The sequence below is a fragment of the Massilia sp. BGA-UO-ETr-WB1 genome (assembly GCF_059567845.1).
This window is the reverse complement of the sequence record NZ_JCAQOT010000026.1, coordinates 407,120-432,625: the sequence shown is the minus strand read 5'-3', so window position 1 is coordinate 432,625 and position 25,506 is coordinate 407,120. Positions and strand designations below refer to the sequence as shown.

21 protein-coding genes and 2 tRNA genes are annotated in these 25,506 nt (G+C 61.0%); 16 read left to right on the top strand and 7 right to left on the bottom strand.

Features of this window, described 5'->3' with window-relative positions:
* Positions 1-2: 2 nt before the first annotated feature.
* The 13 genes from AC56DV_RS24385 to AC56DV_RS24325 are packed head-to-tail and all read left to right on the top strand — an operon-like array spanning position 3 to position 13,752.
* Complete coding sequence (locus tag AC56DV_RS24385) at positions 3-974, top strand: phage tail tube protein (protein ID WP_496316801.1); 972 nt, start codon at positions 3-5, stop codon at positions 972-974.
* Positions 975-1,008: 34 nt separating this feature from the next.
* The gene (locus AC56DV_RS24380; protein ID WP_496316800.1) at positions 1,009-1,359 is read left to right on the top strand and encodes a hypothetical protein; all 351 of its coding nucleotides are present in this window, start codon (positions 1,009-1,011) and stop codon (positions 1,357-1,359) included.
* A 35-nt stretch (positions 1,360-1,394) separates the two neighbouring features.
* Entirely contained in the window at positions 1,395-1,733 is a 339-nt protein-coding gene (locus AC56DV_RS24375; protein ID WP_496316799.1) for a DUF1799 domain-containing protein, read from the top strand.
* On the top strand, positions 1,726-7,476 hold the full coding sequence (locus AC56DV_RS24370; protein ID WP_496316798.1) for a phage tail length tape measure family protein: 5,751 nt from the start codon (positions 1,726-1,728) through the stop codon (positions 7,474-7,476). The genes AC56DV_RS24375 and AC56DV_RS24370 overlap by 8 nt, the downstream gene beginning before the upstream one ends.
* Positions 7,473-8,612: a hypothetical protein gene (locus AC56DV_RS24365; RefSeq protein WP_496316797.1), complete on the top strand. Its 1,140-nt coding sequence runs from the start codon at positions 7,473-7,475 to the stop codon at positions 8,610-8,612. The genes AC56DV_RS24370 and AC56DV_RS24365 overlap by 4 nt, the downstream gene beginning before the upstream one ends.
* Positions 8,612-10,828 carry a hypothetical protein gene (locus tag AC56DV_RS24360; RefSeq protein WP_496316796.1) on the top strand — a complete coding sequence of 739 codons (2,217 nt, stop codon included), beginning with the start codon at positions 8,612-8,614 and terminating at the stop codon, positions 10,826-10,828. Before AC56DV_RS24365 ends, AC56DV_RS24360 begins: the two co-directional genes overlap by 1 nt.
* A gap of 3 nt (positions 10,829-10,831) precedes the next feature.
* Positions 10,832-11,404: a hypothetical protein gene (locus AC56DV_RS24355; protein WP_496316795.1), complete on the top strand. Its 573-nt coding sequence runs from the start codon at positions 10,832-10,834 to the stop codon at positions 11,402-11,404.
* The gene (locus AC56DV_RS24350) at positions 11,401-11,862 is read left to right on the top strand and encodes a hypothetical protein (RefSeq protein WP_496316794.1); all 462 of its coding nucleotides are present in this window, start codon (positions 11,401-11,403) and stop codon (positions 11,860-11,862) included. Before AC56DV_RS24355 ends, AC56DV_RS24350 begins: the two co-directional genes overlap by 4 nt.
* A 12-nt stretch (positions 11,863-11,874) precedes the next feature.
* A complete protein-coding gene (locus tag AC56DV_RS24345) occupies positions 11,875-12,201 on the top strand; it encodes a hypothetical protein (RefSeq protein ID WP_496316793.1) in 327 nt (108 codons plus the stop codon).
* A 3-nt stretch (positions 12,202-12,204) separates the two neighbouring features.
* Positions 12,205-12,453 (top strand): hypothetical protein, encoded by a 249-nt coding sequence (locus AC56DV_RS24340; RefSeq protein WP_496316792.1) that lies wholly within the window; start codon positions 12,205-12,207, stop codon positions 12,451-12,453.
* On the top strand, positions 12,450-13,079 hold the full coding sequence (locus tag AC56DV_RS24335; protein WP_496316791.1) for a glycoside hydrolase family 19 protein: 630 nt from the start codon (positions 12,450-12,452) through the stop codon (positions 13,077-13,079). The genes AC56DV_RS24340 and AC56DV_RS24335 overlap by 4 nt, the downstream gene beginning before the upstream one ends.
* Before the next feature lie 5 nt (positions 13,080-13,084).
* Complete coding sequence (locus AC56DV_RS24330; protein ID WP_496316790.1) at positions 13,085-13,471, top strand: hypothetical protein; 387 nt, start codon at positions 13,085-13,087, stop codon at positions 13,469-13,471.
* Positions 13,468-13,752 carry a hypothetical protein gene (locus tag AC56DV_RS24325; protein ID WP_496316789.1) on the top strand — a complete coding sequence of 95 codons (285 nt, stop codon included), beginning with the start codon at positions 13,468-13,470 and terminating at the stop codon, positions 13,750-13,752. Before AC56DV_RS24330 ends, AC56DV_RS24325 begins: the two co-directional genes overlap by 4 nt.
* A gap of 181 nt (positions 13,753-13,933) precedes the next feature.
* Here the strand turns inward: AC56DV_RS24325 and AC56DV_RS24320 are convergent, their stop codons facing one another.
* The 6 genes from AC56DV_RS24320 to AC56DV_RS24295 all read right to left on the bottom strand — a co-directional run bounded on the left by AC56DV_RS24320 (position 13,934) and on the right by AC56DV_RS24295 (position 19,609).
* Entirely contained in the window at positions 13,934-15,430 is a 1,497-nt protein-coding gene (locus tag AC56DV_RS24320; RefSeq protein WP_496316788.1) for a hypothetical protein, read from the bottom strand.
* Positions 15,427-16,086, bottom strand: coding sequence for a hypothetical protein (locus tag AC56DV_RS24315; protein WP_496316787.1), 660 nt, complete (start codon positions 16,084-16,086; stop codon positions 15,427-15,429). Before AC56DV_RS24315 ends, AC56DV_RS24320 begins: the two co-directional genes overlap by 4 nt.
* Before the next feature lie 301 nt (positions 16,087-16,387).
* Positions 16,388-16,463 (bottom strand) — tRNA-His (locus AC56DV_RS24310).
* Positions 16,464-16,576: 113 nt separating this feature from the next.
* Positions 16,577-17,419, bottom strand: a complete 843-nt coding sequence (murI, locus tag AC56DV_RS24305; RefSeq protein ID WP_496317280.1) for a glutamate racemase — start codon at positions 17,417-17,419, stop codon at positions 16,577-16,579.
* Between the two features lie 18 nt (positions 17,420-17,437).
* Complete coding sequence (locus tag AC56DV_RS24300) at positions 17,438-18,967, bottom strand: fumarate hydratase (RefSeq protein WP_496316786.1); 1,530 nt, start codon at positions 18,965-18,967, stop codon at positions 17,438-17,440.
* Between the two features lie 36 nt (positions 18,968-19,003).
* Positions 19,004-19,609: a TIGR00645 family protein gene (locus tag AC56DV_RS24295; protein WP_496317279.1), complete on the bottom strand. Its 606-nt coding sequence runs from the start codon at positions 19,607-19,609 to the stop codon at positions 19,004-19,006.
* 211 nt (positions 19,610-19,820) lie between these two features.
* On the opposite strand from AC56DV_RS24295, the gene acs reads away from it, so the two are divergent.
* The 3 genes from acs (at position 19,821) to AC56DV_RS24280 (ending at position 23,550) form a co-directional block, all read left to right on the top strand.
* Positions 19,821-21,812, top strand: coding sequence for an acetate--CoA ligase (gene acs / locus AC56DV_RS24290; RefSeq protein WP_496316785.1), 1,992 nt, complete (start codon positions 19,821-19,823; stop codon positions 21,810-21,812).
* 87 nt (positions 21,813-21,899) lie between these two features.
* Positions 21,900-21,990: transfer RNA gene (locus AC56DV_RS24285), tRNA-Ser, on the top strand.
* A gap of 243 nt (positions 21,991-22,233) precedes the next feature.
* Complete coding sequence (locus tag AC56DV_RS24280) at positions 22,234-23,550, top strand: tyrosine-type recombinase/integrase (RefSeq protein ID WP_496316784.1); 1,317 nt, start codon at positions 22,234-22,236, stop codon at positions 23,548-23,550.
* A 103-nt stretch (positions 23,551-23,653) separates the two neighbouring features.
* On the opposite strand, the gene AC56DV_RS24275 is transcribed toward AC56DV_RS24280, so the two are convergent.
* Positions 23,654-24,499 (bottom strand): DNA-binding protein, encoded by an 846-nt coding sequence (locus AC56DV_RS24275; RefSeq protein WP_496316783.1) that lies wholly within the window; start codon positions 24,497-24,499, stop codon positions 23,654-23,656.
* Positions 24,500-25,506 lie beyond the last annotated feature (1,007 nt).

Below are 25,506 nucleotides of genomic sequence, written 5' to 3'. Positions count from 1 at the left end.
GCATGGGCCGCCTCATTCGCAAGACCGCCATTCTCGCAAAGATCGAAACGACCTATGGCGTCGACGCAATTCCTACCGGCGCCGCCAACGCGCTGCTGGTCAGCAACCTGTCCTTCAACCCGCTGAACGCCACCAACGTCAGCCGCGACATCATCCGCGCCTACCTGGGCGGTTCGGAAGACCTGGTGGGCACCGCCTATGTTGAAGGCGGTTTCGACATCGAGCTGGTCGGCTCGGGCACGGCCGGCACCGCGCCGGCTTGGGGTGCGCTGATGCGCGCCATCGGTTTCGCGGAAGTACTGACCGCCACCACGCGCGTGGACTATGTGCCCGTATCGCAGAGCTTCGAGTCGGTGACCATTTACTGGTTCGACGACGGCGTGCTGCACAAGCTGCTGGGCGCGCGCGGTACCGCGTCGCTAAAAATGGCCGTCGGCGAAAAGCCCGTGCTGTCGTTCAAATTCATCGGCATCGACGGCGGCGCATCCACGGTGGCCGCGCCTGCCACCACCCTGACCGCGTGGCGCGTCCCGCAGGTGGTCACGGATGCCAATTCCGGCGATGTCACCTTTGGCGCCACGCACGTGACCACGGGCGCTCCCGTGCTGACTACCGGCACTGCCTATCCGAGCCAGGGCCTGAACATCGACTTCGGCATCTCGTCGCCATTCCAGGCGCTGCTGGGCGGCGAGTCGGTGGAAATCACCGATCGCAAGGTGACCGGCTCCGTCAAGCTGGACCTGACCGCCGCTCAGGAGGTGGCCTTCCTGGCGAACGTCAAGGCGGCCGCGCTGAGCAGCATCGGGTTGGCGCACGGGACCGTAGTGGGCGACAAGGTCATGGTCTGGATGCCGAGCGTGCAGCTGACGGAACCGACCAAGGAAGACATGAACGGCAAGCGGATGATCGGCTACAAGCTGAAGATCAACCCGCTCGCAGGCAACGACGAAATCCGGATTGTAACCAGTTTCTAACCCAAGGGCTAAGCCCAGAAAACCGAAGAAGACCATGAGCAAAAAATACAAAATCAACGTCAGCAACCTCGTCCTGGTGGGCGTGTCGGGCACTTTGGCCGACGCGGAAGGCAAGCCGCAGCCGTTTTCGTTCAGTCTGGTCTGCGACCGCCTGCCCGGCGAAGAACTGCGCAAGGCATACGGTTCGCTGGCTGTCGCGGACATTCCGAAATTCTTCGAGCCGCTGACCAAAGGCTGGCGGGATCAGGGCCTGGTGCTGGAGGAAGACGGCACGCCCGCAGCCTTCTGCCCGGACGCGCTGCACGCGCTGCTGGATATCCCAGGCGTCGGCCAGCTGGCATTCAACGCTTACATCGCGGAAAGCAGCGCCAAAGCAAAAAACTAGCGGACTTCGCGCGCTGCGCAGCGCTCGGTCAGCTCGTGACCGACGCCGAGCAGAAGCGCGAAATGGCTGAAGTCGATGCGGCCCTAGCCGCATTCGGCCTGGTAGCGGAAGTGCCCGAGGTTGAGTTCCAAGAGATCTTTCTCTGGCCGTGCAACGTGAAGAGCTGGACGCTGTTCCAGCGCCTGCAGTCGCAGTGGATGGCGGGTGGAATGGGCGGTGCTACCGGCCTGAACTACACGGGCGTCGAAAGTGCGCTGCGGATGATGGGCATCAAGACCGGTAAGTGGGCGAAGTTGTTCGCCGACATCCAACTGATGGAACACGCGACGCTAGAAGCGTGGGACGAACGGAAAAACAAGGAATCTAGTGGCTGATACGCGCGTTCTCATTACTGCCGAAGCGGACCAGGCGATTGCAGAGTTCAATCGCCTGCGCGCCGAAGGCAGTGCATCGCTGAATCAGCTGGCGAGTCAAGGCAACCGCACCCTCGGCACGCTGGGGATGTCGGCCGCGCAGCACGCGCAAGCACTGCGTATGATTCCCGCCCAGGTCACTGATATCGTCGTCAGCTTACAGGCCGGCCAGGCGCCGCTCACCGTGCTGCTCCAGCAGGGCGGCCAACTGCGGGACATGTTCGGCAGCAGTGGCGCTGCGGCGCGGGCGCTGGGCACCTACGTCGTGGGTCTTGTAAATCCTTACACTGTGGCTGCGGCCGCAGGCCTGGCGCTTGCCGTGGCATACAACCAGGGCAGTAAAGAGGCGGACGGTTACAGGAAGAGCATCGAGCTGACCGGCGGCGCCGCTGGCGCATCCGCCGATCAAATGGCGGATATGGCGCGCCAGATCGGCGCTGTGGTCGGCACCCAGGCGGCAGCGGCTGATGCGGTGGCGGCCCTGGCCGGTACTGGCCAAGTGGCTGTCGAGAATTTAAAGGCGTTCAGCGAGCAAGCCATCCGCTCGGAGCGTGCAATAGGCAAGAGCATCGCGGATACGGCGGCTGATTTTGCAGACCTGGGCAAGGCGCCGCTGCAGGCAAGCGAAAAGCTCACCGAGAAATACCACTACCTGACTGCCGCCGTATATGCCCAGATCAAAGCGCTTGAAGATCAGGGCAAGATGGACGAGGCCGGCGCGGTGGCGCAAAAGGCCTACGCCGACGCGATGGGCGACAGGTCCGCGCGCCTCGTTGCGAACCTGGGCACGATCGAAAAGGCATGGACCAGCGTCACGGACTTTGCGAAGCGTGGCTGGGACGCCATGCTGGACGTGGGCCGCAGCGATACCCTCGAAGAGAAGCTGGCCGACGCCGAGGCCACGCTTGCGAAGGCTCAGCGCAACCGGTTTACCTTTGCCGGCGGCGGCGCCGATGGGAAGGCGGATCTTGCCAATGCGCAGAAGGCGGTCGCTGCGCTGAAGGAACAGCGTGACGCGCAGGCCTGGAATGCCAAAGTCAAGGCAGACGGGATCAAGCTCGAGGAGGCTTCCATTGCCTGGAAGAAGGACGGGGTGCAATACCTGTCCAAGCAGGCCCGCCTCGAACAGGAAATCGTCGCGGTTCGTGAGAAGGGTCTGGCAGCTGGTGTGGCGGAATCCGACATCAGGGATCGCATTGCGCTGGTCAGCAAGAAATATTCAGAACTAAATAATTCCGGCATCGCTGCCCTGGAGGCGAAGCGCGGCCTGGAGCAGGAAGTTGTCAGCGGCGCCATGGCTGCTCTGGAAAGCCAGCACCGCCGCCGACTGGTCAGCGAGCAGGCCTACCTTGATGCGCGGCGCGACTTGCAGTTGCGCGATCTGGATGCCGAGCGCTCGCTGGTACAAAAGCAGGCCGAGCTGGCGAGCGGCAAGTCCGATCTGGCGGAGCGTGAAAAGTACCTGGGTACGCTGGCGGTCCTGCAGCAGCGCCGCAAGAACATCATTCAGCAGGCTGACAACGCGCAGGCCGAATTGTCCTCTGCGGCTGCGCAGGCGATCACCGCGCAGGCGGCGGCTTGGGATCGCGCATCGGCCAGCGAGCAGTCCGCGCTGCAGGGCGATATCGCGCTGTTCGGAAAAACCGCCGAGGCCCGCAAGATCGTTTCGACGCAAGTCCAAGTCGATGCCGACGCGCGCAAGCTGCTGGACGCCTGGCAGGAACGCGGCTACGTCGCATCCGCCGCCGAGCGCGCGGAGCTGGATAAGCTGGCCGCCGCGCGCAAGGCTAGCATCGGCGCAATCATGGGCGAGCAGCAGGCGCGCGCCGGCGCCGAGCAGCTGCGCGCCGAAAACCTGAAGTCCGCCGCTATGGCGAACCCGGACCAGAAGGGGCGCGCGCTGGCCGTGCTGGAGCAGGAGGCCAACGTGTGGCGCGAGCGCGTGCGCCTGGCCGGCGAGGGCACCGCCGCTCAAAAGCTGCTGCAAACCGAGTTCGACACCTGGTACGCGAACCAGAAGCGCAAGGTGCTGGTCGATGTCGATCTGGCGAGCGCAACCGAGTTGCTGAAAATCGTCGAGGCGGTGGACGAGGCCACCAGATCCGCTGCCGCCGGGATGGCGGCGTCCTTCGGCCGCGTCGGCAGCGCCATCGGCGGCCTGACCACGGCGCTGTCGGGCTACTCCCGCACGCAGGCGGCGATCGCTGCCCAGCTGGCGTCGGCGACCAAGGATGCCGGCGGCGACACGACCAAGATCGCGAAAGCGAACGCCGCCGCGCAGCTGCAGGGCGCGCAGGCGCAGATCAAGAGCTACGGCGACATGGCCGGGGCCGCGAAGGGTTTCTTCAAAGAGAATACGGCCGGGTACCGCGCGCTCGAGGGCGCCGAAAAAGCCTACCGCGCAGTCGAAATGGCCATGGCCGTGCAGACCATGGTCACCAAGCTGTTCGCCGTGAATTCGGTCACCGCCGCCACCGTCGCCGGCGAGGCGACGAAAGCGACCGCCGTGGTCGGCGGCACGGCAACGCAGCTGGCGGCCGACGCGGTGAAAGGCACATCCGCAGCTGCGCTGGCGGTAGCGACCCAGGCGCAAGGCGATCCGTATAGCGCCTGGGCGCGAATGGCCGCGATGGCTGCCGTCATGGCTGGCCTGGGCTTCGCAGTGGCTGGCGGTGGCGGGCGGGGTGATACCACGGCCGCTGATCGCCAAAAGGCTGCTGGAACCGGCTCCATCCTGGGGGACAAAACGGCGAAGTCGGACTCGATCGCCAGGTCGCTGGAGCTGGCAGCCGCGAACTCGAATATCGAGCTCTCCTACACCGCCGGCATGCTGGCCTCGCTGCGGAATATTGAGAGCTCCATCGCTGGCCTGGGCAACCTGTTGGTGCGCGATTCGGGCCTGACCGGCGAGCTGGCGCCAAACAGCAAGGGCGCGGCCTACGACCTGGCGTCATCGTTGCCAGTTACGGCGCTGCTTGGCGGCGTCATCGGCGTGGCGCTGGACAAGTTGACGGGTGGCCTGATAGGGAAGGTCACTGGCAGCATCGCCAACGCGCTGTTCGGTGGCAAGGTCACGACGTTGGACACCGGCCTGACCGCCAACCGCACGTCGCTGGGCGGCGTGCTGGCAGGCGGGCTCGCCGCAAAGCAGTACACGGACACAAAAAAGGACGGCGGGCTCTTCCGTAGCGACAAGTACAGCACCACGCTCGCAAGCTTGGACGCCCAGGCAAATGACCAGATCACGAAAGTGATCACCGGCCTGGCCAGCGGCGTCGCTGAGGCCGGCAAGTTGTTGGGTGTCGGCGGCGACCAGTTCGCGGCGCACCTGAATACGTTCGTGGTCGACATCGGCAAGATCAGCCTGAAAGGCCTGACGGGCGAAGAGATCCAGAAGCAACTCGAGACGGTATTTTCCAAGGTGGGCGATGACCTGGCCCGGTACGGGGTGTCCGGCTTGGATCAGTTCCAGAAGGTCGGCGAAGGGTATCTGGAGACGCTTACCCGGGTTGCGACGAATTACGCGAACCTGGACTCCATCCTCGCGTCCATGGGGTCCACTTTCGGTGCCACTGGAATTGAGAGCCTGGCAGCACGCGAGAACCTGATCGAACTTGCCGGCGGCATTGATGAGTTGGCCAGCAATTCGGCATCCTTCGCGGATAACTTCCTGACCGAGGCCGAGCGCCTAGCGCCAGTCCAGAAGTACGTCACCGAGCAGCTGGCCGCCATGGGTTTGGCTGGCATCGACACCCGAGACAAATTTAAGGCGACCGTGCTCGGGCTGGTGTCGTCCGGCGCGCTGGCGACGGCGGCCGGCGCCAAGCAGTACGCCGGGCTGATGGACCTGGAGGCTGCGTTCGCCAAAACGCACGCAGCTACGGTCGACCTGACCAAGTCCCAGCAGGCCATCTCCGACGAGCGGGTGGACCTGCAGGACAAGCTGGACGACCTGGTCATGACGCCCGAGCAGCTGCGCGCGAAAGACCGCAGCAAGGTCGACGTCAGCAACAAGCCGCTGTTCGACCAACTGGCGGCCGAACAAGCGCGGCTGGCGGCGGTTGAGGAATCGAACGACATCCTGGCGCTGCAGGCCCAGCTGTATGAGGCGACCGGGGACAAGGCCGGCGCCGCTGCGGTGCTGTTGAAGCAGCATGCGGCCGCTCTGGTCGGACTTTCGCCGGCCCTCGCGGCTGCGACGCAGGCCACTTGGGACGCGCAGGCCGCAGCAAAGGCGAAGGGAGAGGCTGAGGCCGAGCAAGCGCGCATTCTCGCTGTGCGCGCCCAAATCTATGAACTGACCGGCGATGCGGCCGGCTTGGCCGCCGTGCGGGAGCAGCAGCACCTGACCGCGCTGAAGGACCTGAGCCCCGCGCTTCGAGCGGCCACCAAGGAGCTGCAGGATCTGCAGGACGCTACGAAAGCGGCCGACGTCCTCACCAAGGCTGCGGACACGGCGTTCGCGGCCGTTAAAAAATCCGTGGACATGGAAATCGCCGCCAAGAAGCAAGCCCACGATGCAGAGCTGAAAGCGATTCAGCAGCGCATTGAGACGTCCACGGCTTCTGTTACCAAGGCGAAGGCGCTGGCGGACGAGGTCAATTCGACATTGGGGCAGCTGAAAGCGGCTGCTGTCGACTCGGACCTTGCGAGCCGCGCCACGGCGCAGGCCCAGGTCGCTGCTGCAGTCGCCATTGGCAAGGCGGGCGGACCACTTCCTGAGCTCGCTACCCTGAAGGATTCGCTGGCTGTGCTTGCGAAGGATTCGTCCGATCAGTTCGCTTCCTACCTGGACTTCCAGCGGGACGCCTACCAGACCGCCAACTCCGTCGAAGACCTGTCTCAGTTGACGGGCGCTCGGCTCAGCGTCGAAGAGCAGATGCTGGAAAGCCTGAAGGAGCAGAAGGAAGGGGCGCAATTGGCGCACGAGGCGGAGGTGGACCGTCTCAACGGGATTCTGGAAAAGGCGCAGGGTCAAATTGATCTGCTGCACGGTATCAATACAGGTGTTGCGGCCGTGCCGGTGGCACTGGCCGAACTCGCTGCCGCCATCAAGTCCGCGATGGCGAATCCGATCGCGGCCGCTCCGCAACTTGCCGCTGGCGCGTACCAGCAATATCTGGGGCGCGATGCATCGGGCACCGAGATCGATTATTGGAAGGGCCAGGCGGGCAAAGGCGTAGACGTGGTTGGCGCCATCGCAGGTTCGAACGAAGCCAAGATCCAGAACCTCTACAAGACGCTCTTGGGACGAACGGGCGAGGCGGCCGGCGTCGATTTCTGGGAGAAAGCTCTGGCCGACGGCAAGAGTTTGGCTCAGGTCAAAGCCGGATTCCTGGCCAGCGACGAATACAAGAAGCTGCATCCGTTTGCGGTTGGCACGAACCTGGTGCCGGAGGATATGCCGGCCTACATCCACAAGGACGAACGCATCATCCCGGCGGCGGACAACAAGGAGTTGATGGCGCGTTTGCGCAGTCCGGCCGTGAATTACGAAGCCCTGATCGCGCGGCTGCGCAGCCCCGCCACGAACAATGAAGAGCTGGTGGCCGAGTTGCGTGCCCAGCGCGAAGAAAACCGACAAATGCGAACCATGCTGGAAGATCACCTGTACGCCATCGCCAAGAACACCGGCAGCACATCCGACGCGCTGGACAACGCCATTAACGGAGATGTACCGCTGGCTGTGATGGTGGCCGCATGATTGTCCTCGACTCGATTTCTAACTACGCGCCGGGCGTGTTCGTGAGCTCCAATGTCCCCGAGAACGACTACCCGGTGCAGAGCCTTGCTGCGGTGTATGCAGCGGGGGATCGCGTCATCGATCCGGTTGCGCACAAAATCCACGAATCGAAGGTTGGCCAGCGCGGACCGGTGACGATAACGATCGCGTCGCCGGGCGTCGTTACTTGGGCCGGCCACGGGCTGGCCGCCGGTACGCCCGTTTCGTTCGCCACCACAATTGCGCTGCCGCTTGGCATCGCTGCCAGCACCGTTTACTACGTACTCGCGCCCACAACCAATACTTTTACGCTTGCCGCTTCGGCGGGCGGCGCCGCCATCAACACATCTGGGACCCAATCGGGCGTGCACACCGCCACAGCAGGTCAGAACCTGAACCGCCCACTGAGCGATGAGACGTACTGGTTGGAGGTGTCCGCAACGAATCGTTGGAAGATGCTGGACGACTACAACAACACGCAGACGGAAATGGCCGAAGAGATCATTCTCGAGCTGAAGCCGCAGGCGATTGCACAAGCCCTGTACCTGGGGAATATCAGTGGGACGGAGATTGTTGTGACGTCGACCGACCCGGCGGCAGGTGTAGTTTTTAGCGAGACCACAAGCCTAGTCCTTCCGAAATCCAGGAGCTCATTCTTCGGCTGGCTGTTCAACCGGATTCGCCGGCGCACGCAGTTTTGCACCTTGATGCTGCCCATGTACTACAACACCACGCTCAAGGTCCGGATCAGAAATCCAGGCGGCATTGCGAAATGCGGGATGTGCCGCATCGGGCCTCTTGAGGATGTCGGCCTGTCGGAGTATGGCATGGCTGCGGAGATCAAGGACTTCTCCAGCACGAAGTTCAATTTCGACGGAACGAGCAAAACCACGGTGCGCGGCTATGCGAAGCGGATGACCGTTGACACGGTCGTGCGAAATGACCAGGTGGATGCAATTCACGAGCGGCTTCTGGATTTCCGGCAGAAGACGGTGGTCTTTATTGGAGCAGTTGGCTACGACCTGAGCTTGGTATGTGGCACATACGCCGGCTTCAAGGTCATAGTCCATAGCAAGCCTCAGTCCAAAATTTCATTTCAGATAGATGGGAAAGTTTGATGATTACTAAGCTGTTGGAAGGTCTCCCAAATCCGAGCATGACCCAGCAGGAGTTCGATGCTGCTTCAGCCAAGCTGATGACGGACTTGCCGGGTTGGGGCGTGGAGGCCAACGCGCTGGCGGCCGACGTCAACGCGAAGCAGGCTGCGGCGGCGGTGAGCGCGGTTGCGGCCGCCGCGTCCGAGGGCAACGCGGTCGCGGCGGCCGCCAGCGCCGCATCGTCGGGCAATGCTGCTGCCTGGGTGATGGGCGCGACCTATGCTCTGAATGTGGCCGCGATCAGCCAGATCGATTTCACGGTCTACCGGAAGAAGACTGCATCCAGCGTGACCACCGTCGATCCCAAAAACGACCAGGTGAACTGGACGTCGGCTTTCGAACTTGGTATGGAGCGTAGCTTGCCCGTCACGGACAGCGTCACGCTGACGAATACGTCTATCGGCTATCACAGGTGCGCCACCGGCGCGCTGGGCAAGGCCATCACCCTGCCGTCTGGCATAACGCTGATGGCCGGCGGCCCTCGCTGCGTCGTTGACAACTCGGCCGGCGAGTATCCTGTGGGTCTCATCGACGGCGCGGGCAATGTGCTGGGCCAGGTGATGAACGGCGACAGCGTGGTCGGCTACCTGTCCGATAATTCCAGCGTGGCTGGCGTGTGGGCATTTGACGGGAATCTCGATCCGTGGTGGCAGACTGCCGAAATTGGGGTGACGTCCAACAGTGGTAACGTCGGCATTTTCAAGATCGACGAGAATCGCTCCCTGGCGATCACCAAGAACGCTAGCAACTACAACACCTTCCGCTATATCAGTCATCCGGCCGGCGCTGTCACGACCATTGGCAACGGCCTCGTGGTGACGCTGACAACCTCGGATTACACCGGTGTAACGCTGCTATCCGGAGACCGCGTACTGGTAGCTATCGGCAGCAATTTGTTCTTCATCGTTGATTTCAGCAATCCAGCATCGCTTTCCTCGTCGGCGACGGCCGTGGCCCCCGGTTCGATCACAATTCAAAGGATGGTGAGCCTGGACGGGCGGTATGTCATCGGACACGGACATATTCCAGGTTCCGCTGCAGCGGTTTGCTTTGACTGCGGCGCCTCGGGCACTGTGATCGCGGTTGGGGTGGTTGTGTCCCAAAGCGCGGGCGGCTTAGCGAGCGGCACGGTGAATCATATTGCCGAGTACCTGGTGAGTGGCACAGTTCTGGGGGTCTTCAAATACGTTAACGATTCGAGTAGCACTTTTCAGATTTACTATCTGAGCAGCATTACTCGAACGTCCGGGACAACGCTCGTGTTCGGCACGGCCGCAGGCCAGCCGCCCAATGCGCTCGCGGGCGCCGCGCCGCCCACGCAGAACGTCAGCATCATCTTTCAGCTCAGCGGTGCCAATTGGTTCCTTCCGTACATGCAAAACGGAAACACCTACGCCACCGTTGTGATTACCTTCGCGGCGACCTGTACGTACGGCGCGCCTGTTGCAACCGGACTTACCTTCAATGCGTCAGCGGTCGATATCGGCGCGTGGGCTCGCGTTGGTGCGGCTACGTTCGTCACGGCGCCTTACGGCACGCAGATGCGCGCCTGCACCGTGGCGGGCACGACCATCGCTTTCGGGGCGATTCAGACAACTTTTTCAACAGGCCAGTATTTTCAGGCATTTCAAGCGGCGTCGCAAAACGATGGGCGCGGGATTGTGGTTGGAAATACCACGCGCTGGGTCGGATTCGCAGTAGCGGGTAACACGGTCAGCCTGGGCAACTCGAACGTCTATTCCACCATCTACTATCCGCTCAATGCGGCGACGGCAACGTTCTTCATGGCGGAGGGTGCAACCCCGACGCGGTCCCTGATCCTGGCCAACACCACCACGGAAACCACTTGGTCGCTTGCCAGTGTTGGTATCGATGCCGCAGGCCAGGTTACGCTCGGCCAATGGTCGCGTCCGCTTCCCGCCGCCAGCGGGCCAGCGGTCATTGCGAGCCAGTTCGCAAATGGTCGTGCTGCGCTTTATGTGCCAACCAACATGCGCACGTTTCATGGCATCAATGTGGCGGGCAAGTGGAGGTTCGGCTATGGCCCGGCCGGGATCCAGCTATTCAACAACAGCTATTCGATCCAGAGCAATACCGAAATGCTGGTGCTGCGCAATCAGGACGGCCGATTCGATCGGAACGCGTCCATCTACCGCGTCCGTTTCGCAGAAAGGTAATTCATGCAAACTCTGATTAATTTGGAGAACAAAGTCGTCGCCGTCGGTGAAGTCACGATCGCGGAGAACGGGAGCTTCCACGTGGGTGATGAGGTCTATCAGCACGGCGTAATGCTGATCAACGCGATGGCGCCAGGCGTCGATTTCCAGTGGAACGGTGACCAGTTTGTCCAGCTGCCGCCGCTGCCGATGCCCGAGGCTGACCTGCTCGAGCTGAAGCGGAAAATGGTGGGTGACGTCGACGAGCATATCGCCGCAATTTACAACCGCTGGCTGCGATTTGAGGCTGAGTATGTGGCGCGCGAGTCGGCAGCCCGGGCTTTTGCTGCAGCAGGCTATGAAGGCGCTTGCAGCGTCTGGGTCACCTCCTTCGCCCAACCGGCCGGCTTGCAGCTGCAAACAGCTGCAGACCGGATCATCAGCCAGGCCGATGCGTTGCGCGGTGCGCTGGAGCAGCTGGGCGCGCTGCGCATGCTCAAGTACCGGATCTTGGGCGCCGTCGATGCCGAGGCTGCGCAACTGGCGCACGGCGACATCATTGCTCAGGCCAACGCAATCGCAGCGGGGCTCCAATGAGCACGATCACGGTCCTGTTCACGCGCCGGCGCTGGAACCCGATCTCTTGGCTGATTCGTTGGGTGATGCCGCGTAGCAGGTTCTCGCTTGCGCTGTCGTCACATGCCATCGTGGTCGGCCCGGACAAGTGCTACGAGGCGACGATGCTGCACGGGGTTCGTCCTGTGGACTTTTCCACGGCGTTGAAAGGGCAGACGGTTGTCCAAACGATTCGGTACGAAGTTCCTGATGCGGTCGCGGGCATCCACTGGGTGGAAGCGCAGTGCGGCAAGGGCTACGACTGGCTTGGCGCGTTCGGCTTGGGCCTGGCGCCGGGCCGCGATTGGGCCGAGGACGATTGCTGGTTCTGCTACGAGCTGGCCGCCGCCGTGCTGCTGGCCGCCGGCCGGCCCCTGTTCGCGAATTTGTCGCACGTTGGCGAAACCGCCCTGATGGCGATCAACCCCGATTACAACTAGAAGAAAGCGCCTATGCAAATCAATCCATCTCCTGTCGAAACCGTCGCCGGCATCAAGGTGGCCACCCTCGTCTTTTCCTTCCTGGGTGCCGCAGTCTCCCTGAGCTACGCGAAGGAGATGACGCGCGGCCAGGCGGTGACCGCCGTGCTGGCCGGCACGTCGGTCGCCGTGTCGGCCGCGCCGCTCGCATTGCATTACCTGGGCCTGCCGGATCCGTTCGAGCGCGGGCTGGCGTTCTTCGCAGGCCTGGTCGCGATGCGCGCGGTGCCGGCGCTGCTGGCCGTGGTGGACCGCTTCCGCAACGTGAAGTTACCAAACCTGCCGGACTCGAAGGAGTGATCCATGACTATCGTTTCAATCATCCAAAGCCTGGCGGCGCTCTATGTGCTGCTGATCGGGCTGTGTGCCCTGAACCGCATGAGCCCGCGTACTCGGCATGTTCTGCGCATTTCCTACATAGCGCTGACCACGGGCGCCGTGGCAGCCATAGCGTCATGCTTCTATGAACGGGATTTGTTCGGCTGCGTATTTGCCGTAGGGGTAGCCATGCATTTCGCATTCAACCGTCGTAAAAATGGAGCTCGCCTATGAACGCCGTGCAACTGCTGGCCATCATGCCGCTGGCGCGCGCCCGCGCCGACCTCTTCCTGGGGCCGCTGAACGCTGCGATGATCGAATTCGACATCAGCTCGCCGGCGCGCCAGGCCGCCTTTCTTGCGACCGTGGCGCACGAGTCGCGCCAGTTGGCGGCGCTGGAGGAAAACCTGAACTACTCAGCCGACGCGCTCGCGCGCACCTGGCCGCAGCGGTTTCCGCCGGCGACGGCCGCTGCTTATGCGCGCCAGCCCGAGCGTATTGCAAATCGCGCGTACGGCGACCGCGAGGGCAACCGGGACGAGGCTAGTGGCGACGGTTGGCGCAACCGGGGGGCAGGTGCCATCCAGCTCACGTTCGAGAACAACCATGCCGCCTGCGCAAAATATTTCGACATTCCGCGCGCTGAGATTGCGGCTTGGCTGCGCACGCCTGCAGGGGCCTGCCGCAGTGCTGGCTGGTTCTGGTTCGTGAACCGCCTGAACTCGTGGGCGGACAAGGGGGATTTTGATGGTGTGTGCGACGTCGTCAATCGCGGTAAGAAGACCGCCCCCGTCGGTGACGCCATCGGGTGGCCCGATCGCTTGGCGCTGTTTGTCGTAGCACAGCGGGTGCTGTCGTGAGCGCCGTGAGTACGCTGGCCAGCGCGGCGGCCGGGCAGGGCTGGAAGATCGCCACCGCCGTGCTGGCGGGACTGCTACTTGCCGTCAGCGCCGCCGGCGTCGCCGCTTGGTGGATGGCTGACCGGGCGCGCGATCAGGCAGTAGTTGACTTGAAGGCTGAGCAGAAGCTTGTTGCCGACCTGCGCCTCGGCATGGGGACCCAGAACGCCGCCATCGCGGTGCTGGGCGAACAGAAATTGGCAGCCGAGGCGCGCGGCGCGGCCGCCAAGGCTAAAGCCGCCACCGATAGCAAGCGCTACGGATACGCGCTGCAGCAGATGGCCGACGCGCGCGTCACTACGTGCGACGACGCTATGTCCTACGTGAACAAGCTGTTGGAGGAGGTACGATGAACCGGGAAATCCTCAACTTGACCAAATTGGTGAATCCGCTCGCCGCCGTGGTCCTGGCCGGCTGCGCCGCCGCGCCGCCAGCGACGCAGACGGTAGAGGTGCCGGTCTATGTGCCATGTGTGGCGGAGCGGCCGCAGCGGCCGATGTACGAATTTGACAAATTGCCGGCGGATGCCAGCGCCGGTGGGAAGGTTATGGCCCTGGCACGGGATTGGACACGTGGGCGCCGATACGAAAGCGAACTAAATGTGGCATTAGAGGGATGTATTAAGAGGCCATAAGATTAAAGTGTGGGAACGCTAATGGAATTTAGATCGCCCCATTCACGCACGCCGGCGCATCATCATGTGTCTAAAAATATCTTGACATCGGTGTATGGCTCCCCGGTAGATAAGGGGAAGCCATATATTATTTAATGTAGAATGCCCACAAAAGCGTATCCAATCTAGATTCTGAAGTGAGTTACATCCAGATCGCTTGGCCTAATACGTTGCGAATTCTTAATAAAGTCGCATCACCAATGCCTTTGATCGCATCAATTTGCTCGTCGGAAGCATCCACTAAGTCACCTACGGTCAGAAATCCGGCAGCAGATAAAAGCTGGATTTTCTGGGGGCTCAATCCATATGGATATGGGTTGGATTTCTTGAGAACATTAATGCTGTGCGAGAAAATAGCCAAATCAGTTGCAGGAAGTGTTTCGGGCATCACGATTTCTCCCAGCTTGCTTCCTTTGCTAAATTGAATTGCTTCCTCGCGAGATGATCCTATCCATTGGTCGAACAATACTTTCGTCAGACGAGACCTGTGGGTCAATTCAAAAATGCTGCACAAGTTTGATGCATAGCGTGCGCCACGCCCACCAGACTTGAGTGCCCTAGACGCCTCACGTTTAGATAAAAAGCCCGCGTACTCCAAAACTTGTAAAGGCTTTGAGAATTTCTCATCAAGGTCTCTATGGATGATGATATCTCTAGGGGTGTTGTTCTTCTGGGCGCACTCATTGAAAACTATATTTGCAATTTCCTGCCCTGTCAGGACCATCGGCTCATAAATTCCGAGTTTTGGACGGATTTCGTCAAGGAGTGGCCAATAGTAATTGCGTGCGAGCTCGATCAGGGTTTCGCCAAGTTCGGGTAGGCCGATCTTTCTGCCGTCCGCGCATCTTTCCTTTAGAGTATTACAGGCTATTATAAAACTGCGCATGTTGCCAAGGACTGCTTGGCCGAGGAAGGAAGCTACTGTCTTTTGATCGAGGCTAGAGCTGAACAAGTTACTGTTGAATCCATCCGGGTACCTCGCCTTCATTACTTCATAGAAAGTCGTAGCAAAGTCTGGTAGCTCTTCACTTCGCAATAGGTCAATGACGGTAGCGTCGTTGTACACATCAAAGCGAATACCAAACCTTGTTACTCCTGGGTAAATTGCTGCTTTGCATGAAACTGAGCTGCTAGAAAGGGTCCGGTAGATATCAAAGAATTCTTCTAGCGATGCCTCGCGTCCAAGATGCGCGGCGTCATCAAAATAGAGAACCAACCTTTTCTTAAGTTTTGCTGCAAGTTTCGAAAGCGCAAATTGGACTTCACCGACGCTTGGCTCAGGATCGAAATCCTTTGCCCGTACGCCTAAAGTCTCCTTGGTTTTACCTATTACGATCTCACACAAAATCCTGCCATATGTATCGCCGGTGCTCTTAAGTAAAGGAGCATGTCGTAAGCTCATATAAATTCCAATGGCACTTGCGTCAGGGTTTACTGGGTCAAGTTGCCTGGAGGCTGCGATCATAAGGGCGCTTTTGCCGGTCCCTCGGCCGCCGCGTAGCAGCACAGGGCCGTGCGCAGCCAGGCTCTGGAGTACTCGTCGATCGTTTCGAGTGGAAAACTTGTGAACTTCGTCGAAGTGCTCTGGTTCGCAGTCTTCTGCAGCAAGCACCAGAAAGCTCTCGTTAATATCAGTCACTTCATTACCTCGACAGTCTCGATTTTGTTGAACAGATCTATAGCTTCGCTCGGCTTGAACTTGTACGCGATGTGGTGCAGGCAATTTACTAGAAGCCCGATTTCAGACATCAGCTGTATGGTGTTAGTTATCAAATTGGAGACGGTAATTTTATCGTAAAGACTTCCCGGTGGTACGACAAACTCAGAATGAATGCCTTTCGAAGATTCAGAGTATAGTCGCCCAATGGTTTTTCTCCGGTCATCCGCAAATTCAGCCGCGTTTTTATTTTTAATCTCGGCGAGCCAAGCGCCACCTGTATTTGGGGTATCTGCAAGTGTTTTTAGAGCTGGTCCCCAATATAGCTGAGTATAGTAGTCGCCGAAAAGGGCCTTTGTCATATCTTTGTACGCACGAGTTGGTGACCATAGCTCGTTGACCTTGCTGTCTAAAACATCACCCTGCCACCGGATGGCAGCGTTCCAAGGTTTCTGAACGCTGTACTCACCGTGCTCTTGAGTGCGCTTCACTACTAGGAGGCGGGTAGGGTCAATTCGTCCTATCACGGCAGTGACCCCGACTTCTAAGAGCGAGCGGGCCAGAAAGGGGCCGTACATGCCTACGCGCGCATCAGGCTCGTTGGAGAGCCATCTCAACTCTGTCAGTGTGGTTTCCAAGACTGACCTTAGGTGCAACAGGATTTGGGATACTTCGCAATCTGTTGCTGCATGTTCAATAACCGGCCCTCCGCACAAGAGTTTGGCTAGGTTTATGAGGTCAGACATTAGGAGGAAAATTGAGTTGATCGTAACACCGAAGTATATGTGCTACTTGCACCTTTGTCATCGAATTTTGGACGAAAAAAAAGCCGCGAACGCGGCTAGTTTTTTCATTACGTTGGAAACTTCCGTAAAGCGTTGGAAAATTCCAATTCCGAGCATTTCAGTGCCCTCTAAGTAACTGATTACAAAGAAGATTTGGGGTGACTGATGGGGCTCGAACCCACGACAACAGGAATCACAATCCTGGACTCTACCAACTGAGCTACAGCCACCACTGATTTACTTCGCCTGAAGCACTGTTTGCGCGTCAGGTGCCGAATTATACTAGGGTATCCGGCATCTTGCAAAGGCTTGCGGCGCCTTTTTTCGAAAAACGCCGAATTGCCTAGATTTTAAGCGATTCCACGTCCGCCGTCATTTTCAGCAGCGTGGCGAAAGCCGGCGCCAGCGCTTCCTGCGTGCCCGTGGTGTAGCCATGCAGCAGCGGCGGATGCCCGGCGCTGCCCGGACGCTGCAGGCCGCCGTTCTCCAGCAGGCGCGCCAGCTGGCGCGCCACGGCCTCGCCGGTGTCGATCAGCGTAACGTCCACGCCGCCCGCCTGCGCCACCGCGCGTGCAATCGCTTCCTGCACGAACGGGTAGTGCGTGCAGCCCAGCACCAGCGTGTCTGCCCCTTGCGCCACCAGTGGCGCGATATAGCGCTCCAGCATGGCGCGCGTGGCCGGCGTATCCAGTTCGCCCTGTTCGATCAGGTCCACCAGGCCGACGCACGGCTGCAGCAGGAACTGCGCCTGCGTGGCGCCGGCGATCTGATCGCGCAGCAGCAGGAATTTTTCGCCCGACAGCGTGCGCTGCGTGGCCAGCACGCCCACCTTGCCGTTGCGCGTGGCGGCCGAGCCGGGCTTCAGGCCCGGCTCCACGCCCACCACCGGCAGCTCCGGGTAGTGCGCGCGGATGGCCTTGATGGCGGCCACGGTGGCCGTGTTGCAGGCCACCACCAGCGCCTTCACGCCGCGCGCCACCAGGAAAGCCGCCACCGCCAGCGAACGCTCCACCACCACCGCTTCCGTCTTGTCGCCATAGGGCGCGAAGCCGGAATCGGCGAAGTAGATCAGGTGCTCCTGCGGCAGCAGCGCGCGCACATGGCGCAGCACCGACAGTCCGCCGACGCCGGAATCGAATACGCCGATGGGCGCGTCGGCCGGCGTGGGGAAGGGCTGCTTGGGAATCACGTGCTCGGTGCCCGCTTACTTGGCCACGACAGGCACGTTCAGCGCCTCGATCTTGGCGGCCCATTCCTTCGGACCGGTGTTGTGCACCGAGGTGCCGCCCGCGTCCACGGCCACGGTGACCGGCATGTCCTGCACTTCGAACTCGTAGATGGCTTCCATGCCCATGTCTTCAAAGCCCAGCACCTTGGCCGACTTGATGGCTTTCGACACCAGGTAAGCCGAGCCGCCCACCGCCATCAGGTAAGCCGACTTGTGCTTCTTGATCGACTCGATGGCGGCCGGGCCGCGTTCAGCCTTGCCGATCATGGCGATCAGGCCGGTCTGCTCCAGCATCATGTCGGTGAACTTGTCCATGCGGGTCGCGGTGGTCGGACCGGCCGGGCCCACCACCTCGTCGCGCACCGGATCGACCGGGCCCACGTAGTAGATGACGCGGTTCTTGAAGTCCACCGGCAGCTGCTCGCCCTTGGCCAGCATGTCCTGGATGCGCTTGTGCGCGGCGTCGCGGCCGGTCAGCATTTTGCCGTTCAGCAGCAGGGTCTGGCCCGGCGTCCACGATGCCACTTCTTCCTTGGTCAGCGTGTCCAGGTTCACGCGCTTGGACTTCTCGGTGTCCGGGGTCCAGCTCACGTCCGGCCAGTCCGACAGCTTCGGCGGCTCGATGTAGGACGGGCCCGAGCCGTCCAGCACGAAGTGCGCGTGGCGGGTGGCGGCGCAGTTCGGGATCATCGCGACAGGCTTGGAGGCCGCGTGGGTCGGGTACATGTTGATCTTCACGTCCAGCACCGTGGTCAGGCCGCCCAGGCCCTGCGCGCCGATGCCCAGCGCGTTGATCTTGTCGCACAGTTCGATGCGCAGCTCTTCGGTCTTGTTGCGCGGGCCGCGCTGCTTCAGCTCATACATGTCGATGTCTTCCATCAGCGACTCTTTCGCCATCAGCATCGCCTTCTCGGCCGAACCGCCGATACCGATGCCCAGCATGCCCGGCGGGCACCAGCCGGCGCCCATCAGCGGCACGGTCTTCAGCACCCAGTCGATCAGCGAATCGGAAGGATTCAGCATCACGAACTTGGTCTTGTTCTCGGAGCCGCCGCCCTTGGCAGCCACGCTCACATCGACGGTATTGCCCTCGACCAGTTCCATGTGCACCACGGCCGGCGTGTTGTCCTTGGTGTTCTTGCGCTCGAAGTGCGGGTCGGCCACGATGGAGGCGCGCAGCTTGTTGTCGGCGAAGTTATACGCGCGGCGCACGCCTTCGTTGACGGCGTCGGTGACGGTGCCGGAGAAGCCCTCGAAGCGCACGCCCATGCCGATTTTCAGGAACACGTTGACGATGCCGGTGTCCTGGCAGATCGGGCGCTTGCCTTCCGCGCACATGCGCGAGTTGGTCAGGATCTGCGCGATCGCATCCTTGGCCGCCGGGCTTTGCTCGGCTTCATAAGCGCGCGCCAGGTGCTGGATATAGTCGGCCGGGTGGTAGTAGCTGATGTACTGCAGCGCCGCTGCGACGGATTCGATCAGGTCTTCTTGCTTTATGACGGTCATGATGTTCTCGCTGGAGGATGGAAAGCTTGGTGCAAATTAGTGAGGCTTGGCCAGTTGCTGGGTCCGGGTCATCAGGTTATCGGTGTAGGCAATAGCGATGGTGGACAGCAGGAATACGATATGGATGGCGGTCTGCGCGACCAGCACCTTCTCGGTGTACTTGTCGGCGTTGATGAAGGTCTTCAGCAGGTGGATCGACGAAATGCCGACGATGGCCATGGCCAGCTTGGTCTTCAGCACGGACGCGTTCACGTGCGACAGCCACTCCGGCTGGTCCGGATGGCCTTCCAGGTGCATGCGCGAGACGAAGGTTTCGTAGCCGCCCACGATCACCATGATCAGCAGGTTGGAAATCATCACCACGTCGATCAGGCCCAGCACCACCAGCATGATGGTGGTTTCATTCAGCTTGGTCGGCACTGCGCCGCCGACGGCCACCGCGTGGAAGATATGCTCCAGCGCCGCCTCGTTGCCGAGCGCCGCGCCGATCAGGTCTTTCAGCTCGACCCAGAAATGGAATACATAGACGCACTGCGCGAGGATCAGGCCCAAGTACAGCGGCAGCTGCAGCCAGCGCGACATGAAAATAAAGCCTGCCAGCGCGGGCAGTTTGTTTGGACTCGAATTGCGCGGTTGTTCCATCATTGATGCGTACTCCGGTAGGCTGCGATTGAATTGCCGACATTTTACACTCGCTCAACGCTGTCGGCACCGGCACAGGCCGATCTGCCGTAGAATTGGTGAAAATGCCAAGTTGTTATAACGCCCAGTTTGGCTATGCATTGGCTATGTAAGGCATCCGTAAGCGGCAGCGCTTAAGGTGTTTGCAAACAATTACTAATGGAGACCTAGCATGAGCACCCAGACCACAGAACAACAAGGCCCACAGGAATCGCGCGTGTTCGCCCCGTCGGCGCAATTCGCAGCGCAGGCCAACGTATCCGGCATGGACGCCTACAAAGCCCTGTGGACCGAAGCGTCGCAGGACTACGAAGGCTTTTGGGCCCGCCTGGCGCGCGAAAACCTCGACTGGAAAGTGCCGTTCACGCGCACCCTGAACGAAGACGACGCCCCGTTCTACAAATGGTTCGAAGACGGCAAGCTGAACGTGTCCTACAACTGCCTGGACCGCAACCTTGAAAACGGCAACGCCGACAAGACCGCCATCATCTTCGAAGCCGACGACGGCGCCGTCACCAACGTCACCTACCGCCAGCTGCACGAAAAAGTGTGCAAGTTCGCCAACGGCCTGAAATCGCGCGGCATCAAAAAGGGCGACCGCGTCATCATCTACATGAGCATGTCGGTCGAAGGCGTGGCCGCCATGCAGGCCTGCGCCCGCATCGGCGCCACCCACTCGGTGGTGTTCGGCGGCTTCTCCGCCAAGTCCCTGCAGGAGCGCATCATCGACGCCGGCGCGGTGGCCGTGATCACCGCCGACGAACAGCAGCGCGGCGGCAAGCGCCTGCCGCTGAAATCCATCGTCGACGAAGCGCTGGCGATGGGCGGCTGCGACACCATCAAGGACGTCATCGTCTACAAGCGCACCGGCGGCGACGTCACGCACGTGGCCGGCCGCGACATCTGGCTGCACGATCTGGTTGAAGGCCAGCCCGCCGAATGCGAACCGGAATGGGTGGAAGCGGAGCACCCGCTGTTCATCCTCTACACCTCCGGCTCCACCGGCACCCCGAAAGGCGTGCAGCACTCCAGCGCCGGCTACCTGCTGTGGGCCGCGCTGACGATGAAATGGACCTTCGACATCAAGCCGTCGGATGTGTACTGGTGCACCGCCGACATCGGCTGGGTCACGGGCCACAGCTACATCGCCTACGGCCCGACGGCGGTGGGCGCCACGCAGATCATCTTCGAAGGCATCCCGACCTACCCGAACGCCGGCCGCTTCTGGGAGACCGTAGCCAAGCACAAGGTCAACATCTTCTACACCGCGCCGACCGCGATCCGCTCGCTGATCAAAGCCGCCGACGTCGACCCGAAAGTGCACCCGAAGAACTACGACCTGAGTTCGCTGCGCCTGCTCGGCACGGTGGGCGAGCCGATCAACCCCGAAGCGTGGGTGTGGTACTACAAGAACGTCGGCAACGAAAAGTGCCCGATCGTCGACACCTTCTGGCAGACCGAGACCGGCGGCCACATGATCACCCCGCTGCCGGGCGCCACGCCGATGGTACCGGGTTCCTGCACGCTGCCGCTGCCGGGCATCATGACCGCGATCGTGGACGAAGCCGGCCAGGACGTGCCGAACGGGCAGGGCGGCATCCTGGTCGTCAAGCGCCCATGGCCGTCGATGATACGCACCATCTGGAACAACCCGGAGCGTTTCAAGACCAGCTACTTCCCCGAAGAGCTGGGCGGGCGCTACTACCTGGCCGGCGACGGCGCCATCCGCAACAAAGACACCGGCTACTTCACCATCACCGGCCGCATTGATGATGTGCTGAACGTATCGGGCCACCGCATGGGCACGATGGAAATCGAATCGGCGCTGGTGGCCAACCCGCTGGTAGCCGAAGCGGCGGTGGTTGGCAAGCCGGACGAAACCACCGGCGAATCGATCTGCGCGTTCGTGGTGCTCAAGCAAGCGCGTCCGACTGGCGAAGAAGCCAAGCGCCTGGCGCTGGAGCTGCGCAACTGGGTAGCCAAAGAGATCGGCCCGATTGCCAAGCCGAAAGAGATCCGCTTCGGCGACAACCTGCCCAAGACGCGCAGTGGCAAGATCATGCGGCGCCTGCTGCGCGTGCTGGCAAAAGGCGAGACTATTACGCAGGACGTATCGACGCTGGAGAATCCGGCCATTCTGGAGCAGCTCAAAGAAGCGTCTTAAGCGGGCAGAAGGGGCGGCGCAAAAAACATTGGTACTTTCGAGAATCTTTGCTACAATGTGCGCCTCTTGCAGCGATGCGAGAGAACTGGAGAGGTGGATGAGTGGTTGAAGTCGCACGCCTGGAAAGCGTGTATAGGTTCATAGCCTATCGGGGGTTCGAATCCCCCTCTCTCCGCCAAGGACATGTTTCAGGTAGTGTCAAGACGTTGCAAAAAACCGCTTAAGGCCTTGATCTTAAGCGGTTTTTTTGTTTTTTGGCGTCCCGGGATGTGCCAATGCGTTTCAGGATGTCCAACTTTTTTGAGGGAATGCGCCGGGCCTCCTTCCCCCCCTTTCTCGCCTGCCATTCCCCTATTCTGAGCCACCATTCCCTTAGAACTGTCCTATAGTGGTTTCTGACGCATTTGCGAAGGAGACCACCATGGCAAAGCTCATCGTCCCGCTGACCGAACTTCAGGTCAAAAATGCCAAACCCAAAGAGAAAGCTTACAAGCTGTTCGACGGCGGCGGCCTGTTCGTCGAAGTCATGCCCAGCGGGTCGCGCATCTGGCGTTGGAAGTTTCGCCAAGTCAACGGCAAGGAAAACGCACTGACGTTTGGTCCTTATCCAGAGATTACGATACAGGATGCACGTGAAAGGCGCCTGTCGGCGCGCCGCCTGCTACTGCAAGGGATCGATCCCGCCAAGCATCGCGACGACTCCAAACGGCTTTTGAAAGAGCGCGCCGCTAACACGTTTGAGAAGATCGCCCGGGAATGGCACGCTAACAAGGTGCCCACGTGGAGCGAACGCACCGCCAAGAACGTCTTGCAACGGCTGGAGGCGGATATCTTCCCTGCCATTGGCCGCAAGCCCATCGATGAACTCAGGCACCGCGACGTGATAGCTGCGCTGCGCAAGATCGAGGAGCGCGGCGCAAGCGAAGTTGCCCATCGCCAGAAAGCCGTGTGCGCGCAAATCTTCAGCTACGCGATTCAATGCGGATTCACAGAGCGCAATCTGGTCACCGATATGAAGGACGTGTTGAAGACCGTGCGCGCCGGCCACTTCGCCGCCATCGACGCCGACGAACTGCCGCAGTTTCTGGCCGTGCTGGACCGCAACGAAGCGCGCATGTTCGCGCCGACGCGTATTGCGCTGCGGCTGATGCTACTGTGCTTTGTGCGCACCAGCGAGTTGATCGAGACGCCCTGGAGCGAAATCGACCTGGAGCGCGGCGAATGGATCATTCCATGGAAGCGCATGAAGCGCGGGAAGCTGACCGTCAATCCCGATATGACCAACCACCACGTGTGCCTGTCGCGCCAAGCGCTGGAGCTGCTACGCGAACTGCATGCGATTACAGGCCGCAGCAGACATTTATTCCCGAACCAGCGCGACCACGAAAAGCCGATCAGCAACAACACGATACTAGTGGCGCTTGGACGCATGGGATACAAGGGCAAGATGACTGGCCACGGGTTCCGGGCGCTGGCCATGAGCTCCATCAAGGAGCGCTTGGGCTACAGGCATGAAGTCGTGGATCGCCAACTGGCGCATGCGCCGAAGGACAAGGTGGCCAGCGCTTACGACCGTGCGCAGTTCCTGGCGGAGCGGCGCAGGATGATGCAGGATTGGGCCGATTACATCGATGCGGTCAGTGGCAGAGGATCGCCGCCGCAGACGCACAGACTGGTACTGGTCAATGATGAATTCGGCCGCGATGGCGGGATGGGTGGTTCTCATGCCCAAGGGTAGTGCTCCGGCTCACCCAATCCCAAAGCGAGCATGCTGCATGGGTGAAACTGTATAAACTGTTTACTCGTATCCAGTATAATCATTTTTCGCCTGCGGCCTTGGATCAGCTTTTCTTCCCGGATGGCACTCTCAAGAGTTCGGCGTTCTGCTCGCTCAGCGCCTCGATTCTTCCCCGCAATTCCGCGATGCCATCCCGCGCATCGGCGGCAGCTTGAATCGCCGTCCCGCGCTCTTGCTGTGCGTTGGCCACTTGCTCACCGGCGCTCGCCAGATTCGCTTCCTTGGTGGCGAGTATCGTCTTCAGATCGGTAACTTGCTCGTACGCGGCCTGCCTGGTGTCGTCGTACTGTGCTTGCAGATGGGCGGCCTGGGCGTTCGACTGCTCAAGGTCTTTCCGAAGCTCGGCGACATGTCCGTGCAGTTCTTCGATGAGGATGTCGGCCGCCTCCGCCCGGGAAGTGAGGGCGCGGTTTTCGGCGGCGCATGCATCCAGGCGTGCCAGAGCATCTGCCGCCGTGTGCCGGGATTCATCAAGGCGCCTGCGGCACGCCTCCAGCGCGTGTTGCTCCGTTTCCAGTTCCAGCGACTGCGCATCGAACGAAGCCGCCAATTGCGCAAGTACCGTCTCGGCTTCGGCTCTTTCTACCTCCCATCCTGCCTGCGCTGTCCGCAAATTCGCGCCGGCATGATCGTTCGCGGCGTGCCAAAGGGCGGCCAGGCCGTCATTGTGTAGCCGCTGCACGTTGTCGGGTATCGATGCCGGTGCGGGACTGGCCGCAGTGGCCTGCATGGCCCGCCATAATTTCATGACGAGGGCGGTGTCGTTCATATTGGTCCGCGCAACGCGCCGAACTGCATCGACCGTCGGGAAGTCGCCATGGCCGGCGTCGCTATGCAATTGCGCGGCGGCGTCGAAGATGCGCTTCTGAACGTCTGGATTGACGTGCATGATTCCCTCCAAGCTGGTAAGAGTAGTAGGAATAATGGTAAGAGTAATAAGAAGAATACGCCGCGCTTTGCGATTCTCAAGGTTATCGGCGCACCGCACATGCCACGTCGGCACGAGAGCGTTTTTCCGGTGTCCGCCAGCGTTTTTGCCACTTGATCGTGCCGCCGCACGGCGAGATAATTGACGCTCACCTGTGGGAATCGCTCCCACTCCATGCCGTGTACTCTCAAGTCCGGCATGCTCCTACGGCAGGTAGGCGTTGCGGTCGTTACCCGTCTTTAGATCGATGCGACATGTTCTGTTGCACGAATGGCCGAGCGATGCGAAGCAAGCACATTTCGGCAGATAGGGCGCTGGTTTCAGCGCCGTGATATTCCCATAACCCGCAAGCCGGGTAATTCTAATGCGCCCTTGTGGCGTTCCTTTGGCAAGAGCAAGTCTCTTGCCCCGATTGGTTCGTTTGCCCTGGAGGTGGCGAACCGCATGAAGCCTGGAGTGGTTGCGCCGCAAGCCGCGTCGTCAGCATGAGTGCTGGCGATGCGATGCCATCGCGGCGTTCGCCGGCCCATGGGCTTCAGAGCCGGCCGTGTCGTCACCGCGAGTGCGACATCGGCTTCTACACCGTCGCATGCCATGGCTGCGTACACGCGTCGTTACTGGCGGCGTGCTGCCAGTGACGACGCGCCGCCGACGGCATAGCCTCAGGCGGCAAGCGGCTTACTTCCGCGTGATGGTGTTCAGTGACGGGGCCAGGCGCCCCGCATCGCAGGCAAGTCCTTGCGATGTCCTTTGCCCGCTACGGGCTGATTGGTTGAAGTTGATCCGTGCACGACGTGCACTCCATGGACCCTGGGTGATTGGTCCCCGCTGCGGCAGTTCCCTCCGGGACAGCGCAGCGGTGCCACAAGCGCATGCGGCGCAGGCAGGCAGTATCAGAAACCGCATACACGGGAGTGGTGTCCCGAGGCCCTAGTTCAACTTGTCCTGCTGCGGCAGTGCGGGTGGCC

What these genes read in the sequence shown, in the direction of transcription:
- AC56DV_RS24345 (WP_496316793.1), top strand. Translation starts at nt 11,875, where the DNA reads ATGCAAATCAATCCATCTCCTGTCGAAACCGTCGCCGGCATCAAGGTG.
- AC56DV_RS24340 (WP_496316792.1), top strand. Translation starts at nt 12,205, where the DNA reads ATGACTATCGTTTCAATCATCCAAAGCCTGGCGGCGCTCTATGTGCTG.
- AC56DV_RS24275 (WP_496316783.1), bottom strand. Translation starts at nt 24,499, where the DNA reads ATGCACGTCAATCCAGACGTTCAGAAGCGCATCTTCGACGCCGCCGCG.
- AC56DV_RS24280 (WP_496316784.1), top strand. Translation starts at nt 22,234, where the DNA reads ATGGCAAAGCTCATCGTCCCGCTGACCGAACTTCAGGTCAAAAATGCC.
- AC56DV_RS24335 (WP_496316791.1), top strand. Translation starts at nt 12,450, where the DNA reads ATGAACGCCGTGCAACTGCTGGCCATCATGCCGCTGGCGCGCGCCCGC.
- acs (WP_496316785.1), top strand. Translation starts at nt 19,821, where the DNA reads ATGAGCACCCAGACCACAGAACAACAAGGCCCACAGGAATCGCGCGTG.
- AC56DV_RS24360 (WP_496316796.1), top strand. Translation starts at nt 8,612, where the DNA reads ATGATTACTAAGCTGTTGGAAGGTCTCCCAAATCCGAGCATGACCCAG.
- AC56DV_RS24295 (WP_496317279.1), bottom strand. Translation starts at nt 19,609, where the DNA reads ATGGAACAACCGCGCAATTCGAGTCCAAACAAACTGCCCGCGCTGGCA.
- AC56DV_RS24325 (WP_496316789.1), top strand. Translation starts at nt 13,468, where the DNA reads ATGAACCGGGAAATCCTCAACTTGACCAAATTGGTGAATCCGCTCGCC.
- AC56DV_RS24300 (WP_496316786.1), bottom strand. Translation starts at nt 18,967, where the DNA reads ATGACCGTCATAAAGCAAGAAGACCTGATCGAATCCGTCGCAGCGGCG.
- AC56DV_RS24365 (WP_496316797.1), top strand. Translation starts at nt 7,473, where the DNA reads ATGATTGTCCTCGACTCGATTTCTAACTACGCGCCGGGCGTGTTCGTG.
- AC56DV_RS24355 (WP_496316795.1), top strand. Translation starts at nt 10,832, where the DNA reads ATGCAAACTCTGATTAATTTGGAGAACAAAGTCGTCGCCGTCGGTGAA.
- AC56DV_RS24380 (WP_496316800.1), top strand. Translation starts at nt 1,009, where the DNA reads ATGAGCAAAAAATACAAAATCAACGTCAGCAACCTCGTCCTGGTGGGC.
- AC56DV_RS24385 (WP_496316801.1), top strand. Translation starts at nt 3, where the DNA reads ATGGGCCGCCTCATTCGCAAGACCGCCATTCTCGCAAAGATCGAAACG.
- AC56DV_RS24350 (WP_496316794.1), top strand. Translation starts at nt 11,401, where the DNA reads ATGAGCACGATCACGGTCCTGTTCACGCGCCGGCGCTGGAACCCGATC.